The sequence below is a fragment of the Kitasatospora sp. NPDC096204 genome (assembly GCF_044763205.1).
Taxonomy (GTDB): domain Bacteria; phylum Actinomycetota; class Actinomycetes; order Streptomycetales; family Streptomycetaceae; genus Kitasatospora.
The window spans coordinates 118,068-134,231 of sequence record NZ_JBIWFT010000016.1 but is presented as its reverse complement, the minus strand read 5'-3'; the positions used below and the strand labels follow the sequence as shown (position 1 = coordinate 134,231).

Annotated in this window: 16 protein-coding genes; 8 read left to right on the top strand and 8 right to left on the bottom strand. The window is 74.3% G+C overall.

Annotated elements, in window-relative coordinates; genetic code table 11:
* Positions 1-265: 265 nt before the first annotated feature.
* From ACIQ87_RS19685 to ACIQ87_RS19660, 6 genes are all read right to left on the bottom strand, one after another.
* Positions 266-1,144 carry a virginiamycin B lyase gene (locus tag ACIQ87_RS19685; protein WP_402408152.1) on the bottom strand — a complete coding sequence of 293 codons (879 nt, stop codon included), beginning with the start codon at positions 1,142-1,144 and terminating at the stop codon, positions 266-268.
* Positions 1,145-1,203: 59 nt separating this feature from the next.
* Positions 1,204-2,310, bottom strand: a complete 1,107-nt coding sequence (locus ACIQ87_RS19680; protein ID WP_402408149.1) for an AI-2E family transporter — start codon at positions 2,308-2,310, stop codon at positions 1,204-1,206.
* Positions 2,311-2,508: 198 nt separating this feature from the next.
* Positions 2,509-3,213, bottom strand: coding sequence for a glycerophosphodiester phosphodiesterase (locus ACIQ87_RS19675; protein ID WP_402408146.1), 705 nt, complete (start codon positions 3,211-3,213; stop codon positions 2,509-2,511).
* Positions 3,210-3,668, bottom strand: coding sequence for a hypothetical protein (locus ACIQ87_RS19670; protein WP_402408145.1), 459 nt, complete (start codon positions 3,666-3,668; stop codon positions 3,210-3,212). Before ACIQ87_RS19670 ends, ACIQ87_RS19675 begins: the two co-directional genes overlap by 4 nt.
* A 108-nt stretch (positions 3,669-3,776) precedes the next feature.
* Positions 3,777-4,193, bottom strand: a complete 417-nt coding sequence (locus ACIQ87_RS19665) for a molybdopterin-binding protein (protein WP_402408143.1) — start codon at positions 4,191-4,193, stop codon at positions 3,777-3,779.
* 91 nt (positions 4,194-4,284) lie between these two features.
* Complete coding sequence (locus tag ACIQ87_RS19660; RefSeq protein ID WP_402408140.1) at positions 4,285-5,469, bottom strand: ROK family transcriptional regulator; 1,185 nt, start codon at positions 5,467-5,469, stop codon at positions 4,285-4,287.
* Positions 5,470-5,574: 105 nt separating this feature from the next.
* On the opposite strand from ACIQ87_RS19660, the gene ACIQ87_RS19655 reads away from it, so the two are divergent.
* The 8 genes from ACIQ87_RS19655 to ACIQ87_RS19620 all read left to right on the top strand — a co-directional run bounded on the left by ACIQ87_RS19655 (position 5,575) and on the right by ACIQ87_RS19620 (position 12,762).
* Positions 5,575-6,864 (top strand): MFS transporter, encoded by a 1,290-nt coding sequence (locus ACIQ87_RS19655; RefSeq protein WP_402408137.1) that lies wholly within the window; start codon positions 5,575-5,577, stop codon positions 6,862-6,864.
* Between the two features lie 94 nt (positions 6,865-6,958).
* Complete coding sequence (locus ACIQ87_RS19650) at positions 6,959-7,738, top strand: dienelactone hydrolase family protein (RefSeq protein ID WP_402408135.1); 780 nt, start codon at positions 6,959-6,961, stop codon at positions 7,736-7,738.
* Positions 7,739-7,755: 17 nt separating this feature from the next.
* Positions 7,756-8,334 (top strand): RICIN domain-containing protein, encoded by a 579-nt coding sequence (locus ACIQ87_RS19645; protein ID WP_402408133.1) that lies wholly within the window; start codon positions 7,756-7,758, stop codon positions 8,332-8,334.
* 48 nt (positions 8,335-8,382) lie between these two features.
* Positions 8,383-9,129: a TVP38/TMEM64 family protein gene (locus ACIQ87_RS19640; RefSeq protein ID WP_402408130.1), complete on the top strand. Its 747-nt coding sequence runs from the start codon at positions 8,383-8,385 to the stop codon at positions 9,127-9,129.
* Positions 9,130-9,210: 81 nt separating this feature from the next.
* Positions 9,211-9,726, top strand: a complete 516-nt coding sequence (locus ACIQ87_RS19635; protein WP_402408127.1) for a DinB family protein — start codon at positions 9,211-9,213, stop codon at positions 9,724-9,726.
* Positions 9,727-10,008: 282 nt separating this feature from the next.
* On the top strand, positions 10,009-10,401 hold the full coding sequence (locus tag ACIQ87_RS19630; protein WP_402408126.1) for a cell division protein SepF: 393 nt from the start codon (positions 10,009-10,011) through the stop codon (positions 10,399-10,401).
* A 160-nt stretch (positions 10,402-10,561) separates the two neighbouring features.
* Positions 10,562-11,194 (top strand): TetR/AcrR family transcriptional regulator, encoded by a 633-nt coding sequence (locus ACIQ87_RS19625; protein ID WP_402408123.1) that lies wholly within the window; start codon positions 10,562-10,564, stop codon positions 11,192-11,194.
* The gene (locus tag ACIQ87_RS19620) at positions 11,191-12,762 is read left to right on the top strand and encodes an MFS transporter (RefSeq protein WP_402408121.1); all 1,572 of its coding nucleotides are present in this window, start codon (positions 11,191-11,193) and stop codon (positions 12,760-12,762) included. Before ACIQ87_RS19625 ends, ACIQ87_RS19620 begins: the two co-directional genes overlap by 4 nt.
* A gap of 94 nt (positions 12,763-12,856) precedes the next feature.
* On the opposite strand, the gene ACIQ87_RS19615 is transcribed toward ACIQ87_RS19620, so the two are convergent.
* On the bottom strand, positions 12,857-15,337 hold the full coding sequence (locus ACIQ87_RS19615) for a SpoIIE family protein phosphatase (protein ID WP_402408118.1): 2,481 nt from the start codon (positions 15,335-15,337) through the stop codon (positions 12,857-12,859).
* Positions 15,338-15,484: 147 nt separating this feature from the next.
* Positions 15,485-16,105, bottom strand: coding sequence for a TetR/AcrR family transcriptional regulator (locus ACIQ87_RS19610; RefSeq protein WP_392871252.1), 621 nt, complete (start codon positions 16,103-16,105; stop codon positions 15,485-15,487).
* Positions 16,106-16,164 lie beyond the last annotated feature (59 nt).

Here is a 16,164-nt window from a genome sequence, read left to right as displayed (position 1 = left end):
GGCGCTCAAGGACGCACTCCTTCGGAACGTCGTGCGAATGGATGGCGATCCATGATCCGAATTCGCCGCCTCCGCACCCCAGGGCCCTTCGGCCCGCCCGCCCGGGGCCGCTGGGCCCGAGTTCCCGGGCCCCGACCGGGACCTCCTGACCGGCCGTCGGGCGGCGGCGGGTCAGGACTCCCGCCCGCGCCGCCGCGCCGCCGACCGCGCGCCGCCCTCCGTCAGCGCGTCACCCTCCGCGCGTCCCGGACGAGCTGTCGCGGCGTCAGCCCCCGGCCTCCAGCCGGGCGATCTGCCCGCGCTCCAGCGCCGCGTACACCGTGCCGTCCGGGGCGACGGCGATGCCGTGCGGCTCGGCGCGCTCGCCCGGGATCGGGTGTCCGTCCGGCCGGTCGTCCGGTGCGAGCACCCCGATCCGCCCGGCGCCCCACTCGGTGAACCAGAGCCGGCCGTCCGGCCCGGCCGCGATCGCGTGCGGCTTGGCCGAGCGGTCGGCCAGCGGGTACTCCGTCACCTTCCCGTCGACGGTGATCCGCCCGACCAGGCCGCCGCCGATCCCGACGTACCAGAGCGCCCCGTCCGCACCGGCGGCGATGCCGACCGGAGCGGTGCCCCGGGCGGGCAGCCGGTGGACGGTCACCTCGCCGTCCGTGGCGACCCTCGCCACCGCGTCCGCCTGGTGGAGCGTGCACCACAGGGCGCCGTCCGGCCCGGCCGTGATCAGCGAGGGGAAGGCCCCGTCGACCGGCAGCGGGTACTCCGTCACCTCGCCGTCGACGGTGATCCGCCCGACCCGGTTCGCGTTCGACTCGGTGAACCAGAGCGCCCCGTCGGGCCCCGCGGCGATCCCGTACGGCCCGGAGTCCGCCGTCGGCAGCGCGAAGGACGTCGCCGCCCCGCCCGCGTCGATCCGCCCGATCCGGTGGTCCCGCAGCCGGCTGAACCACATCGCCCCGTCCGGCCCCGCGGCGATCACCGCCGGCCCGCATCCGGCCGCCCCGAGCCCGAACCGCTCCACCGTCCCGTCGGGAGCCAGCCGGCCGATCTCCCCACCGTGCACCAGGGTGAACCAGACACCCCCGTCGGCTCCCACCGCCACCCCGTACGGCCCGGCCCCCGCCCCGGCCACCTCGATCAGTTCCATGAACGCCCCCTCGGACACTATTGCGACTTATTTCGCATTAGCGATGATCACACGGCGGCTCACGGCCCGGCAAGCGACTTCCCCGCCCGCTCCCGGTCGCCCCGCAGCACGGTGACGACGCCCATGCCGGCGGCGCAGACCGGGACGGCGAGCAGGGCGCCGATGATGCCGGCGATGCCGGCCCCGGCCACCACGGCGACCATGATGGTGGCCGGGTGCAGCTCGACCGTGCGGCTCTGGATGACGGGCTGGAGGATGTTGCCCTCGATCAACTGCACCGCGAGCACCACGCCGAGCGCCCACAGGGCCGTGCCGAGGCCACCGTTGGCGAGGGCCACGAGCACCGCCGCCGTACCGGACAGGAACGCGCCGACGAAGGGGATGTAGGCGCCCATGAAGACCAGCGCGCCGAGCCCCGGCGCGCCCGGCACGCCGAGGGCGACCAGGCCGATGGTGATGAAGCTCGCGTCGATCAGGGCGATCAGGGTGGTGCCGCGCATGAACCCGGCCATCGCCTCGAAGGCCCGCTCCGCGCAGGCGATCACGGTGGTGGCGCTGCGCTCCGGCAGGTAGGCGCGGATGGCGTCGCCGGTGCGGTGCCCGTCCCGGAGGAAGAAGAACACCAGGGCGAGCGCCAGCACCCCGCCGGTGATCACCTGGGTGAGCAGCCCGAGCCCGGAGAGCACCCCGTTGGTGAGGGTGGAGATCAGCGAGTTGGTCTCGCCCTTGGCGTTGCTCAGCGCGTGCTCGATCTTCGCCCCGAAGGGTCCGAGCCAGCCGGCCAGCCGCCGCCCGGCCGCCGGGAGCGAGGAGGCGATCTGCGGGGCGCTGTGCACCAGGGAGTTGACCAGCAGCGCGATCACCCCGCCGACCGCGGCCACCAGCACCGCGCAGGTCAGCCCGGCGGCCAGGCTCCGCCCGACGCCCCGGCGCACCAGCCAGGGCACCACCGGGTGGAGCAGCGAGGCCCCGAGCAGGGCCAGGATGAACGGCACGGTGGCCGCCCGCAGTTCGACCAGCGCGAAGACCACCAGCGAGGCGACGGCGATCAGCAGGATCACCGCCAGCGACCAGGCCGCCGCCTGCCGCAGCGCGGGCGGCAGCATCAGGTACGGCCTGCGGTGGTCCGGCCGCGGCTCCTCACCGGGCCCACGCTCCACGGACACGGCCACCTCCGCCGGGGGGTCGTCGACGTTTCCGAACCGCCCCAGCTCAGCAGAGGTTCCGACGGCCCGCGCGGCGGATCGGCCGGGAGCACCCGAACGAGCTACCCGGGTTCCCCGAACCGCACGGACCCGCCGCCCGCCCCCGCGAAGGCCGGCACCCGCTCCGCCTCGGCCTCCGCCGCCCGGGGACCGGTTCGGTCACCGGCGGCCGTCCAGCACCGAGCGCAGCACGCCGATCCGGTTGGAGGTGATGGAGGCGACGCCGGTGTCACGCAGTCGGCGCATGGTGCGGCGCAGGTCGGCGGTCCAGGTGGACACGGCGAGCCCCTCGCCCGCCGCGGCGGCGGTGAACTCGGGGGTGACCAGGCCGAACGGCGGGTTGAGGTAGCGCGGGCGCAGGTCGTCCAGCAGGGCGCGCACGGGCATCCGGGGCTGCTTCCAGGTGAGCGCGATCTCGGCGTCGGGGCTGAGTTCGCGCACCGCGAGCATGGCGGTGGTGGGGCCGCAGAAGGCGACGGCCCGTTCGGCGCCGAGGCCGGTGACCACCTCCCAGGTGGCCGCGGCCGGTCCGGCGTCGTCCAGGTCGATCAGCAGCCGGCGGCCCTCGACGGCGGCCACCGCCTTGACCGCCTCGGCGAGGGTGGGGACGGCGAGCGGGCCCTGCCGCAGTTCCTCCAGCTGTTCGGCGGTGACCCGGTCGATCGACCGCGGGTCGCCCCAGAGCCGGCCCAGGGTGCGGTCGTGCAGCAGCACGGGCACCCGGTCGCGGGTGAGCTGGACGTCCACCTCGACGGCGTCGGCGCCGGCGGCGAGCGCGGACTCGACGGAGGGCAGGGTGTTCTCGCGGAAGCGGAACGGGTCGCCGCGGTGGGCGACGGCGAGCGGCTTGGCGGCGGTGTTCATCGGACCCTTCGGGCGAGCCAGGGAGTGAGGTCGCGGACGCCGACGTCCTCGCGGTGGCTCGGTTCCCCGGGGACGGTGACGATCAGCGTGGTGGACGGCGGGAAGGTGCGCGCCCTGACGTGCACCAGGTCGGACCAGACGGCGTTCAGGAAGCCGGGGACGCGGTCGCGGTCGACGTCGAAGGCGATGCCCTCGACGGTGACGGTGACCTCGTCGTGGGTGAACAGCCGGACGGTGACGGCGGGGCTGCCGTCGAACTCCAGCAGCGCCTCGTGCGGGATGGCGCCGCAGGCCCCGTCGAGTTCGTCGCCCGGGCCGTCCGGGCCGACCAGCCCGGCGAAGGTCCGGTCGCGGCCGATGTCGTGCTGGGCGCGGACGGTGCGGCCGTGGCGGGCGGCCACGGCCTCGATCGCGAGCACGGCGCTCTGGGTGGTCGGCAGGTGCGGGGGTGGCATCCGGGCCTCTCGTTCGGTTCCGGGACTCGTGACGGGGTCCTGCGGGGACGCGTGCGGGACTGCGGCGACTCGGTGCGGCGACTCGTGCGGCGGCTCGTGCGGGAAGCGTCAGCGCCGTTCGATCATCACATTGGTGGACTTGATGACCGCCGTGGCGGGCGCGCCGGGCACCAGGTTCAGCTCCTCCGCCGACTCCCGGCTGATCAGCGACACCACCCGGAACGGCCCGGCCTGGATCTCCACCTGCGCGGCCACGTCACCGAGCACCACGTCGGTGACGATCCCCGGGAAGCGGTTGCGGGCCGAGGACGGCCGGCCCTCCGTCTCGGCGTTCTCCGGCCGCGCCAGCTCCCGGGCGAAGGCGGCGAGCTCGGCCCCCGGGATGATCCGGTGCCCGTTCTCGTCCCGCGCGGCGGCGACCCGCCCGGCGTCCACCCAGCGCCGCATGGTGTCGGCGCTGACGCCGAGCAGCGCCGCGGCCTCGCCGATGCGGTACGGGTTGGCCGGCACCTCGGGCTGGCCCATGTGCGTCTCCTGACGGTGGTTCGGGATCGGGAGGCGTGCGCCCCCGCGCCATCCTGCCGTACCGGCGGCGCGGGCGGTCACGCGAGGTCGGTCACGGCTCGCCGAAGAGGTCGCGCCGCACCGCGTCGCCGGCGGTGAGCACCGCGCCGGCGAGCACCGCGCCGCCGCCCGCCGTGCCGGCCCGCACCTCGGTGCTCAGCGGGGAGAGCAGGGACAGCCGCCGTTCGACCCGGCCGGCCAGCTCAGGCCCGCCGGCCCGGCCGACCTCGCCTCCGAGCACGACGCAGCCGGGGTCCAGCACCACGCAGACGCTCGCCGCGCCGAGCGCGATCCGCTCGGCCAGCTCGTCCAGGAAGCCCTCGCCCGCCGGGCCGGCCGCCAGGGCGGCCCGTACGGCGGCCTCGGCGGCGGAGGCGTCCCCGGCCCGGTCGGCGGGCAGTCCGTGGGCGCGGGCCAGCGCGCAGATCGCGGCGCTGCCGACCAGGCCGTGGAAGCCGCCCTCGCAGCTGTCGGCGCTGGGCAGGCCGACGGTGCCGGGGACGGGCAGGAAGCAGATCTCGCCGGTGCCGCCGGAGAAGCCCCGGCGCAGCCGGCCGTCCAGGATCACGGCGGCGCCGACGCTGTGGCCGAGCCACATCAGCACGAAGGTGTCGCGGTCGCGCGCGGCGCCGACCCGGTACTCGGCGCGCCCGGCCAGGTTGACCTCGTTCTCCGGGATCACCTCGGTGCCGGGCAGCTCCTGCAGCGCGGCGAGGAGTTCGGCGTGCCAGCCGGGGAGATTGCCGGTGCTCTGCAGCCGCCCGGTGGCCGGGTCGACCAGTCCGGGGGCGCCGACCGCGACGGTGTGCAGCCGTTCGACGCCGACGCCGTGGGCGGTCTCCAGCAGGGTGGCGACGATCGCTCCGGCGGTGTCCGGCCCGCCGTCCCCCTCGACCGGGACCTCGGCGGTGGCCAGGCTGCGCCCGGCCAGGTCGGCGACGACCAGGCTGACGCCGCCGGAGCGGACGTCGACGGCGGCGAGGTGGGCCCGGGAGGCGACGAGCGCGTAGAGCCGGGCGTTGGGGCCGCGCCGCTGCTCTCCGCGCTCACCGACGACGGCCACCAGGCCGGTGCGCTGGAGGCGTTCGAGCAGGTCGGCGACGGTCGGCCGGGACAGGCCGGTGAGGCCGCGCAGCTCGGTCGCGGTGAGGGGCCCCTGTTCGAGCAGGAGGTTGAGCGCCAGCCGGTCGTTGATCGCCCGGGCGGTGCTCGGCGTGGCCGTACGCGCGGTGGTCATGGCAGATCATCCTTCCAGAGCCTTTCTATCAGGGTCCCTCCCTGATAATTTATCGACCGTCAAGGCACTGTCGCGCCCGTGCCGCGCGACCGGGAGGGACACCGCATGACCGGGACCACCACACCACCACCGCCGGAGCCGCTGACCGCACCGCGCCGGGCCCGGGCGAGCATCGCCCTGGTCTTCTGCGTGCACGGGGCCGTCACCGGCAGCTTCGTCACCCGCATCCCCTGGATCCAGAACCACCTCCACCTCTCGGCCGGCCAGCTCGGCCTGGCCCTGGTCATGCCCGCCGTCGGCTCCTCCCTCGCCATGCCGCTGGCCGGCCGCTTCGTGCACCGCTACGGCGACCGGGCCGCGGTGCGCGGACTGCTCTCGCTCTGGTGCCTCGCCCTCGCCCTGCCCGCGCTCGCCCCCTCGCTGCCGACGCTGTGCGTGGCGCTGCTGGCGTACGGCGCCACCTCGGGGATGGCGGACGTGGCGATGAACGCCCAGGGCGTGGAGATCGAGGAGCGGCTCGGCCGCTCGATCATGTCCGGGCTGCACGGGATGTGGAGCGCGGGCGGCCTGCTGGCCTCCCCCTTCGGCATCCTCGCCGCCCACCTGGACCTCGACGCCCGGCTCCAACTGGCCGTCACCGCGGTGGTCCTGCTCGCCCTCGCCCAGGCCGTCTGCCGCGGCCTGCCGGACATCCGGGCGCACGAGGGCGCGGAGGAGCCGCCGCGGTTCGCCCTGCCGCCGCGCAGCTCGCTGGTGATCGGACTGGTCGGCTTCTGCGCGGTCTTCGCCGAGGGCGCCTCGATGGACTGGAGCGGGGTCTACCTCCGGGACGTCACCGGCGCCTCGGCCACCGTCGCCGCCGCCTCGTACACCGCCTTCTCACTCACCATGGCGGTCAGCCGGCTCGCCGGGGACGCGGTGATCCGCCGCCTCGGCGCCGTCCGCACCACCCGCATCGGCGGCGCCGTCGCCACCGCCGGCGGCCTGCTGGTGGTCGCCGCCGACAGCCCGGCCCTGGCCATCCCCGGGTTCGGTCTGATCGGCGTCGGCATCGCGGTGATCGTCCCGCTCGCCTTCGCCGCGGCCGGCCGGATCGGCACCAATCCCAGCCAGGCCATCGCCGGCGTCGCCACCGTCACCTACACCTCCGGCCTGATCGCCCCCGCGATCATCGGCGCCCTCGCCCAGGCCACCTCGCTGACTGTCTCCTTCGGGCTGGTCACCGCGCTCGCCTTCGCCCTGCTGCTGAGCGCCGGGGCGCTGCGGCTGGCCGAGCGGAATTCCGGCCGCGAAAGCACCGCCGGCAAAAACGCCGCCGACAAAAGCGGGACCGGCGAAAACGTGACCACACCGTCACCGGAGAAGCCTTCCGGAAAAGATCTCTCCGCGATATGATGGTGAATTCTCGAGGGAATTCCCCGTTAAGGTCTCGAACCGCCGGGCGCAGCCGCGCCCGGCGGTTCTTCCTGTTCCGCGAGAGGGATTCCCCGTGTGCTACGACCCGGACGCCGCCCCGCCCGCCTTCACCTCCGCCCTGTGGCCGTTGGCCGAGGCCGCCCCGCTGGTCCTGACCTCGGCCGACGGCACCCGCTTCGGCGCCTTCCTGGCCCGCCCGGAGATCGCCACCGGACCGGGTGTGCTCGTCCTGCCGGACAACAAGGGCCTTTCCGCGTTCTACCGGCAGACCGCCGCCCGACTCGCCGAACAGGGCCACCCGGCGCTCGTCCTCGACTACTACGGCCGCACCGCCGGCGCATTCCCGGAAAAGCGCCCGGCGGAATTCGGCGAACTGCCGAACCTGCTCCCCCACCTGCTCGCGCTCACCCCGGAGGGACTGGACGCCGACATCACCGCCGCCCTGGCCCGGCTGCGCGCCGTCGGGCCCGCCGAGGTGGTCGCGCTCGGCTTCTGCTTCGGCGGCCGGCAGGCCTTCCGCACCGCCGCGCCGCGCTTCGGCCTGGCCGGCGCCGTCGGCTACTACGGCTACCCGGACACCATCAACGGCTCCCCGGGGCCCACCCAGCTGGCCGGGGAGCTGACCGCCCCGATCCTCGCCTTCTGGGGCGGCGCCGACGAGCACATCCCGGCGGACGCGGTCGAGGCCTTCGACGCGGCCCTCACCACCGCCGGCTGCCCGCACGAGTTCGTCAAATATCCACGCGCACCGCACAACTTCTTCGAACTCTCCGCTGTCGAACACGCCGACGCGGCCCGGGACTCCTGGCAACGCCTGCTGGGATTCCTCGCCCGGCCGCGCCCGGTGCACTGACCACGGAGGTCGAACAGATGCCCCTCAGAGCCCGTCTCTCCACCGCCGCCGCCGTCCTCGCCACCGCGGCGGTGGCCCTCACCGCCCCGCCCGCCACCGCGTCCACCGCGTCCACCGCGTCCACCGCGTCCACCGCCACCATCACCGCCGACTTCGGGCCCGCCGAGATCCGCACCGGGATGTACGCCGGGCCGAACGACTTCTGCCTCGAGGTCGCCGACTGGCGGACCGACAACGGCGCCCCGGTCCGGATCTGGACCTGCACCGGCGGCGACAACCAGAAGTGGACCCAGACCGCCCAGGGCTGGATCAACCTGCACAGCGGCAAGTGCCTGGAGATCGCCGCCTTCAGCAGAGCCCCGGGCGCCCAGGCCGGCCAGTGGAGCTGCAACGGAGGCCGCAACCAGCAGTGGAGCGACCCGCCGGCCAGCCACCCCGGCACCCCGCGCCGGATCGTGAACGCCAACAGCGGCCTGGTCCTCGACGTCTCCGGCGGCGTCATCGACAACGGCACCCCGGTGATCCAGTGGCAGTACCTCGCGGGCGCCTACAACCAGTACTGGCACTACAACCCGGAGAAGAGCCCGTACAGCTGAGCCGGGACCCGGCGCGGGCGGGGCCCCGGCACCGGTTAGGCTCGGGCGGTGTTCGAGCCCGATGCCGTTCCCGCGCCGCCCGTCGTGGCCCTTCCCGCGCCGCCCGTCGCGCCTCCGGCGCCCGCTCCCGCCGTCCCGTCGCGTTCGCCTTGGTGGCGGTTCGCCTTGCTGGTGGTGGTGCTCGCGGCGGCGGCCGGGTCGCTGCTGCTGTGGAGCCCGACGGAGCTGCTGTCCGGCGGGCTTGCGGAGCGGATGCCGGGGTACTGGTTCGGCCCGCTGTTCGCCCTGGTCTACGCGGTGGGGACGCTCGCCTTCGTGCCCCGGCCGGCGCTCAACGCGGCGGCCGGGCTGCTGCTCGGCATCCAGCAGGGCGTGCTGCTGGCGGTGCTCGGCACCACGGTGGGCGCCGCCCTGGCCTTCGGGCTCGGGCGGGGCCTCGGCCGCGAGGCGCTGCGCCCGCACCTGCGCGGCAAGGTGCTCGGGACGCTGGACCGGCGGTTCACCGAGCAGGGCTTCCGCAGCGTGCTGGTGCTGCGGCTGCTGCCGGGCATGCCGTTCCAGGCGGCCAACTACGGCGCGGCCTTCTCCGGCGTCCGCTTCCTGCCCTTCGTACTGGCCACCGCGCTCGGCGTGGTGCCGACCACCGCGGTGTACGTCACGGCGGCGGCCAGCGCGGGCCGGCCGGGCTCGGCGGCCTTCCTGCTGTCGGCGGGGGTGATCGCGCTGCTGGTGCTGGGCAGTGTGGTCGGCCTGTGGCGGACGGCCCGCACGCGCCGCCGGGCGACGGCGGGCTGAACCCGGCGCGAGCCCGCCGCCATGCCCCCGCCGCGCAAAATCGTTCGCGCCCGGGCGCGGCCGGACGCCAGGATGGCACGCATGATCGAACCGGACCCGCGGGTAGACCCGCCGACGACGGCCGACGAGGCCGCCACCCTGACCGCCTTCCTCGACTACCACCGCGACACCCTCGCGCTGAAGTGCGAGGGCCTGACCGACGACCAGCTGCGGCTGCGCTCCGTCCCGCCGTCCAACCTCTCGCTGCTGGGCCTGGTCCGGCACATGGCCGAGGTGGAGCAGTACTGGTTCCAGTCCGTCCTGCTCGGCCGGGAGACCACCAGCGGCCACTTCTGGACGAAGGAGAACGAGGACGGCGACTTCGACGACGTCGACACCGCCGACGTCGCGGCCGACTTCGCCATCTGGCGCGCCGAGGTCGAGGCCGCCCGCGGCGCCGCCGCCGGCCTGCCGCTGGACACCGTCGGCAAGAAGCCGCGCCGGGGCGAGCCGGTGACGCTGCGCTGGATCCTCACCCACATGATCGAGGAGTACGCGCGACACAACGGCCACGCGGATCTTCTGCGCGAATTGATCGACGGTGCCACCGGCGAGTGACGCCGCGGGTGAAATCGTTTCCGCATTGTTGACAGAAGGTCAATTACGCCGTGACGGCGACCGATAAGGTCAACGCGCGCAACCGTACGACGCTGCGCCGCGTCAGTGGGAGTGCCCGGGTTCGCCCGGGTTTCCGGCGCGGCACGACTCGTACGGGGGTTGCGAGCGGGCACGGGACCGGTGAACAGTGCGATACTCGGACAGTTCCGACGAGTGGATGACGTGTCAAGAACGGCACACACCCCCGGGGGACCAGGACGGGACGAGGCAGGGAGGCGCGGCATGGGAGCACTTCGCGACGAGCACCACAACGGGTGGCTGATGCCCTCGGGGAACTACCCGGCCGCGGTGTACGACGACGAGTGGGTCGATCAGGAGACGGTTCCGGCCGTCCCCGCGCCCGCGAAGATCGTCTCCCTGCGGCCGACGGGCTTCGAGGCGGCCCGGACGGTCGGTGAGCACATCCGGGCGAGCATCCCGGTGGTCATGGACCTCACCGAGATGGAGGAGGCCGAGGCCAAGCGCATGGTCGACTTCGCCTCCGGGCTGATCTTCGGCACCCGGGGCGGCATCGAGCGGATCGCCAAGCGGGTGTTCCTGCTCACCCCGGCCGACGTCGAGGTCATGGTGATCGACCGCCCGATGGACGAAACCGGCTTCTACAACCAGAGCTGAGCCGCACAGGCGGAGCCGCGACGGCGACACCCCGGAACCGGGGACGGTGCACCCACCGTCCCCGGTTTTTTGCTGCCCGGACATCGATTCTCCATGCCTCAGATGAGAGCCGGAAATCAATAATGAGACATCAGTGTCTCATGTGAACTAGACTCGACTCATGGCCACCGATCGCGACACCGTCCTGGAAGCCGCCGTCGGCGTGCTCTCCCGCCGCCCGACCGCCCACCTGGACGAGATCGCGCGCGCCGCCGGCATCAGCCGCGCCACGCTGCACCGGCTCTTCCCGGGGCGCGACGCGCTGATCCGCGAGATCGGCCTGCTCGGACTGCGCCGGTTCGCCACCGCGCTGGACACCGCCGTGGTCGAGCAGGGCGACGCCGAGGCCGCGCTGCGCCGTCTGGTGGACGCCTCCGTCCCGGACGCCACGCTCTGCGCCTTCCTGGCCGGCGAGAACCAGCTCTACGAGCACGAGGACATCAACGACCTCTGGGAGGTCCAGATCGCCCGGCTGCACGCGCTCTTCCTGCGCGGCCAGCAGCAGGGCGTGTTCCGCATCGAGCTGAGCGCCGCCTGGCTGAGCGAGGCCTTCTTCGACCTGGTGGCCGGCGTCGGCTGGGCCATCCAGGACGGCCGGCTCGCCCCGCGCGACGCCGCCTTCTCGCTCGCCGAGCTGTTCCTCGGCGGCGCGCTGCGCAGACCGGACGTCCGTACTCCCGCTCCCCTCGCCGGCAGCACCACCACCCCCACCCACAGCACCGCCGACCACAGGCCGGACACCGATAAACCATGAACACCCTGACCGCCCGCCAGCGCTGGACCGGCCTCGCCGTCCTCGTCCTGGCCGTGACCGTGGTCGCCCTGGACGCGACCGTCCTCTCCCTCGCCATCCCTTCGATCAGCGAGACGCTGCGCCCCAGCGGCACCCAGCTGCTGTGGATCGGCGACTCCTACTCCTTCGTCCTGGCCGGCCTGCTGGTCAGCATGGGCGCCCTGAGCGACCGGATCGGCCGCAAGAAGCTGCTGCTGGCCGGGTCCGCCGCGTTCGGCGCCGCCTCGCTGCTGGCCGCCTACGCGCCGAGCGCCGGTTGGCTGATCCTGGCCCGCGCCCTGCTCGGCGTGGCCGGGGCGACGATCATGCCCTCCACCCTCTCGCTGATCCGCGGGCTCTTCCCGGACGACCGGGAGCGGGCCACCGCGATCGGCATCTGGGGTGCGGCGGCCACCGCCGGCGCCGCCCTCGGACCGGTGGTCGGCGGGGTGCTGCTGGAGCACTTCTGGTGGGGCTCGGTGTTCCTGATGAACATCCCGGTGCTGATCCTGCTGCTGGTGTCCGGCGCCTGGCTGCTGCCGGAGTCCAGGGACCCGAAGCCGGGCCGCTGGGACGTGCTGAGCGTGTTCCTGTCGATGGCCGGTGTGATCGGCGTGGTGTACGCGGTCAAGGAGGCCGCCGCGCACGGCGTGGACCGTTGGGACGTGCCGGTCGCCTTCGTGCTGGGCGCCGCCGCGCTGTTCGTCTTCGTCCGCCGCCAGCTGCGGCTGGAGACCCCGCTGCTCGACGTCCGGCTGTTCCGCGACCGGCGGTTCACCGCGGCCGTCTCGGCCTCGCTGATCTCCCTGGTCGGACTCTCCGGCGTGATCTTCGTGGTCTCGCAGTACCTCCAGCTGGTCCGCGGCTACCAGCCGCTCCAGGCGGGCCTGGCCGAGCTGCCGGCCTTCGCCGGCTCGGTGGCCGGCGGCCTGCTGACCGCCGCGATCGCCCGGCGCTTCGGCGCCCGCAAGGCCCTGACGGTCTGTCTGCTGGCGATGGGTCTGGGCGTGGGCGCGCTCGGCTGGCTGTCGCAGGACACCACCTACCTGCTGCTGGCCGCCTCCTTCCTGCTGGTCGGGACGGCCGAGGGCGTGGTCTACACGCTCGGCGCCGGCCTGGTGCTGGACGCCGCGCCCGCCGACAAGGCCGGCGCCGCCTCGGCGGTCTCGGAGACGGCGTACGAGCTGGGCACCGCGCTCGGCATCGCGCTGGTGGGCTCGGTGGTCGGCTCGTTGTACGCGAGCGGTCTGGCCGTCCCGGCCGGAACGGACCCGGCGGCCGCCGCCCGGGCCGGCGAGTCGCTGGGCTCGGCCGTCGAGACGGCCCGGGGCCTGTCCCCGGAGCTCGCCCAGCCGCTGCTGGCGAGCGCCCGGGAGTCCTTCGTCCACGGCATGAACAGCGCCGGACTGCTGGCCGCCGCGCTGCTGGTCGGTGCGGCCGTGATGGCCTGGCGGCTGCTGCGCGGGCTCTCCGAGCGGAGGGCCGGGGCGGAGAGCGGCGCGGAGGGCACCGTCGACGTGCCGGCCGTCCAGCCGAAGGTCGACGCGTAGAGACCCGCGAGGACGCCCGAGAACGGATGAGAACGGATGAGAACGGCCGTTTCCCCCTGGGGAACGGCCGTTCTCGTTCGCGGAACGGTCGTTCCTACGAGACCCCGAAGGGCAGTTCCAGCTCCGCCCAGACCACCTTGCCGTCCCGGGTGAGCCGGCTGCCCCAGCGCTGGGCCAGCTCGCTGACCAGGAACATCCCGCGCCCGCCCTCGTCCTGCTCGGCGAACGGGCGCAGCTGCGGGGTCTGGCCGCCGGCGTCGGAGACCTCCACGGTGAGCACCCGGTCGCGGAACAGTCTCAGCCGGCGCGGGGCGTCCGCGTGCAGCAGGGCGTTCGTGACCAGCTCGCTGACCAGCAGTTCGGCGTAGTCGGTGAGCGCGGACAGGCCCCAGGCCTCAAGGGTGGCGCGGGTGAAGCGGCGGGCCCTGCCGGGCAGCCTGCCGCCGCCGGACAGCGGCAGGCTGGCGATCCGGTCGGCGGGCAGCGGTAGCACCCGGGCCATGATCATCGCGATGTCGTCCTCGGTGCCGTCGGTGACCAGCGCGGCGAGGACGGCGTCGCAGCTCTCCTCCAGGGTCCGGCCGGGGCCGGCCACGGTGCGGGCGAGCTGGTCGATCCCGGCGTCCAGGTCCTGGCCGCGCCGCTCGACCAGGCCGTCGGTGTAGAGCGTGACCATGCCGCCCTCGGGGACGGTGAACTCGATCGACTCGAAGGCCACCCCGCCGACGCCCAGCGGCACCCCGGGCGGCACGTCCACCCGGGTGGCGGTGCCGTCGGGGGCGACCCGGACCGGCGGCAGGTGCCCGGCCGAGGCGACCTGGACGGTGCGTTCCAGTGGGTCGTACACCGCGCAGATGCAGGTGGCGAACTGGCCCTCGCCGATTCCCGAGGCGGTCTCGTCCAGCCGGGTGAGGACCTGCTCGGGCGGCATGTCGAGGGTGGCGAGGGTCCGGGCCACGGTGCGCAGCTGGCCCATCGTGGCGGCGGCCCGGATGCCGTGGCCCATCACGTCGCCGACCACCAGGGCGACCCGCCCGCAGGACAGCGGCACCACGTCGAACCAGTCGCCGCCGACCTCGCTGACCACGCTGCTGGGCAGGTAGCGGTAGGCGATCTCCAGGCCGAGGGTGCGGTGCACCTCCTGCGGCAGCAGGCTGCGCTGGAGGGTCAGGGCGGTCTCCCGCTCGCGGCGGTAGAGCCGGGCGTTGTCGAGCGCCAGCGCGGTGCGGGCGACCAGTTCCTCGGCGAGGGCGACGTCGGCGGCGGTGAACGGGTGGGGGTTGCGCATCCGGATGAACTCGGAGCCGCCGAGGACCATGCCCCGGGCGGTGATCGGCACCATCAGGTACGAGTGGATGCCGGCCGCCATGCCGGGGGCCACCCGGTCCTCGCTGGCCACCAGTCCGCGCAGCGCCTCCTCGTCCACGCGGGCGCGCAGCAGCGGCTTCCCGCTGCGCAGGCACTGGACGTAGCTGCGGTCGGGGGCGTACTCGGAGGTCTCGCCTATCACGTCCACGGCGTTCGCGAGGCCGGTCTCGTAGGACTCCCCGACGGCGACGGCGCGCAGCGTGATGTTGCGGTCGGAGGGGATCGCGGTGGGCTCGGCGCCGCGCAGCACCGGCTCCAGCAGGTCGACGGTGGCGAAGTCGGCGAACCGGGGGACGACGGCCTCGATCAGCTCCTCGGCGGTGCGCTGGAGGTCGAGGGTGGTGCCGATCCGGGCGGTCGCCTCGGCGATCATGGCGAGCCGTTCCTGGGCGCGGGCGGCGCGGGCCTCGGCCTGGAAGCGCTCGGTGACGTCGATGATCGAGGAGCAGACGCCGAAGATCCGGCCGGTGGAGTCCTGCAGCCGGAAGTAGGAGGCGGACCAGGCGTGGTCCCGCTTGGGGTCGCCGGGGACCCTGCCGTGCGAGCGGGCGTCCACCACGGGCTTGCCGGTCGTCAGCACCTGGCGCATGATCTGCTCGATCTCGGCGCTGTTGATGCCGGGCAGTACGGCGGATATCCGGCGGCCGAGGTGGGCGGCGACCGGTACCCCGTTCATCCGGGCGAGTGCCTCGTTGATCCGGACGTAGCGCAGCTCGGTGTCGTAGACGGCCATGCCGATCGGCGAGCGGTCGAAGATGCCGTCGAGCACCGCGAGGTCGGCCTCGACGGCGTGCAGGGCGCGGGTGTCGGAGGCGGTGGCGAGCAGCAGCAGGGTGCCGGCCGGGCCGGCGATCGGGTAGGTGCGGAACTCCAGGTCGACCTTGTGGCCGTCGCGGTGGCGCACCGGGAAGACGCCGGACCAGCCGGTACCGCTCATGATCCGCTGGAAGAGGTCGAGCACCTCGGTGCGGTCGGACTCGTCGGTGAGCAGCTGGGCGGCGTAGCTGCCGACGGCCTCCTCGGCGGTGTAGCCCAGGAGGGTCTCGGCGTCCTCACTCCAGTGCAGGATCAGTCCGTCGTCCTGGAGCAGCGCCGTCGCGAACGGGACGAGCCGGTGGCCTTCGGGGTGCGCGACCTCGGGGCGGCCCGGGGTACCGCCCGGTGCCGGGTCGGCGGCGTCGGTAGCGTCCCACTCGTGTCCGTGCATGATCAGGCAGCACCCCGGTTCGGCTCGTGCCCGGCCGGGTGGGCCTCGCGGTCCGTGCCGGCCGGGGTTCTTCTCCAGACTGCACGGACATCGGCCGCCCGGCGACCCCTTGGTCAGGGGCTTCCGGCCGCTCCGGGTGTACGGGCGTCATGGGCGTACCGGCCGCAGCGTACTCTCCAGAACGCCCGCCCACTGCCGGATCACTCCGGAACGTCGGTGGCTGTCGTCGGTGAGCAGGTTGGCGAGGCCCAGTCCGCGGGCGAGGTCCAGCGTGGCCTGCACGGATTCACGGACGCCGGGTCGGCTCTCGTCGGCGTCCAGGAACTCCACGGCGGCCCGGTGGGCCTCCCTGCCGACGTGGCCCTCCAGGGCGATGATCCGCTCACGCAGCGACTCCTCGGTGGCGGCGGCGGTCCACAGGTGCAGGGCGGCGCGGAACTGCGGGCCGGTGTAGAGGCGCACGATCATGTCGACGACGGCGCGGGTGCGGTCCGGTCCGGCGGCCGGCAGCTCGTCCGCGTGGGCGCGGACGGCGGCCAGCCGCTCGGCGGTGACGTGCTCGACGGCCGCGGTGACGAGGTCCTCGCGGGTCGGGAAGTGGTGCTGGGCCGCGCCCCGGGAGACCCCGGCCCGCTCGGCGACGACCGCAACGGTGGAGCCGTGCCAGCCCAGTTCGGCCAGGCAGTCCACGGCCGCCGCCAGCAGCCGGGCCCTGGTCGCTCGGCTGCGGTCCTGCTGCGGGGTACGGGCGGCGGGGTGGCTGGTCATGGCGGCGGGCGGTTCCTGTTCCGGTCGGGGCGCGGCGGCTCCCGGTCGGGGCGCGGCAC